The following is a 1,323-nucleotide window of genomic DNA, read 5'->3' on the forward strand; positions in this document are numbered from 1 at the left end:
AAGGGCCTGAACTACGTCAAGCTCGACGGTCGGGTCGGCATCATCGGCAACGGTGCGGGCCTGGTCATGTCCACTCTGGACGTGGTCGCCTACGCCGGGGAGGCGCACGGCGGGGTGAAGCCGGCCAACTTCCTGGACATCGGCGGCGGCGCCTCTGCCGAGGTGATGGCCAACGGCCTGGAGATCATCCTGGGCGATGAGGACGTCAAGAGCGTGTTCGTGAACGTCTTCGGCGGAATCACGGCCTGCGACGCGGTGGCCAACGGCATCGTGCAGGCCCTGGAGCTGCTGGAGGGCCGCGGCGACGACGTGTCCAAGCCGCTGGTGGTGCGCCTGGACGGCAACAACGCCGAGCTGGGCCGCACGATCCTGACCGAGCGCGCGCACCCGGCCGTGCGCCAGGTGGAGACCATGGACGGCGCCGCCGCTCAGGCCGCCGAACTGGCAGCGAAGTAGGAGCGAGGGCAAAGGCGACATGGCGATCTTCCTGACCAAGGACAGCAAGGTGCTGGTCCAGGGCATGACGGGCTCTGAGGGCACCAAGCACACCCGGCGCATGCTGGCGTCGGGCACCGACATCGTGGGCGGGGTCAACCCGCGCAAGGCCGGGCAGAGTGTGGACTTCGACGGCACCGCGGTGCCGGTGTTCGGCTCGGTGGCCGAGGGCATGGAGGCCACCGGTGCGGACGTGACGGTGATCTTCGTTCCGCCGCGGTTCACCAAGGACGCGGTGATCGAGGCGGTGGACGCCGGGATCGGGCTGGCGGTGGTGATCACCGAGGGCATCCCGGTGCACGACACGGCCGAGTTCTGGGCCTATGCCTCCTCCAAGGGCAACCGGACGCGGATCGTGGGGCCGAACTGCCCGGGTCTGATCACGCCGGGGGAGTCGAACGCGGGGATCATTCCGGCCGATATCACCAAGCCGGGGCGGATCGGGCTGGTGTCCAAGTCCGGGACGCTGACGTACCAGATGATGTACGAGCTGCGCGACATCGGTTTCTCCACGTGTGTGGGGATCGGCGGGGACCCGGTGATCGGGACCACGCACATCGATGCGCTGGCGGCGTTCGAGGCCGATCCGGGTACCGATGCGATCGTGATGATCGGTGAGATCGGCGGGGACGCCGAGGAGCGTGCCGCGGAGTTCATCAAGGCGAGCGTGTCCAAGCCGGTGGTGGGCTATGTGGCCGGGTTCACCGCTCCGGAGGGCAAGACGATGGGGCACGCGGGCGCGATCGTGTCGGGGTCGGCGGGTACGGCCCAGGCCAAGAAGGAGGCTCTGGAGGCGGCCGGCGTGAAGGTCGGCAAGACCCCCAGCGA

The 1,323-nt window shown here is 68.9% G+C and carries 1 protein-coding gene and 1 pseudogene; both read left to right on the forward strand.

Going from position 1 to position 1,323, the window contains the following annotated elements; genetic code table 11:
• A pseudogene (locus tag O4U47_RS31175) lies at positions 1-456 on the forward strand (ADP-forming succinate--CoA ligase subunit beta); the annotation flags it as partial.
• A 19-nt stretch (positions 457-475) separates the two neighbouring features.
• Positions 476-1,323 (forward strand): succinate--CoA ligase subunit alpha (gene sucD, locus O4U47_RS31180; protein WP_270681588.1); only part of this gene is annotated, 848 nt, incomplete at its 3' end.

The organism is Nocardiopsis suaedae (genome assembly GCF_027706745.1).
Lineage (GTDB): Bacteria > Actinomycetota > Actinomycetes > Streptosporangiales > Streptosporangiaceae > Nocardiopsis_A > Nocardiopsis_A suaedae.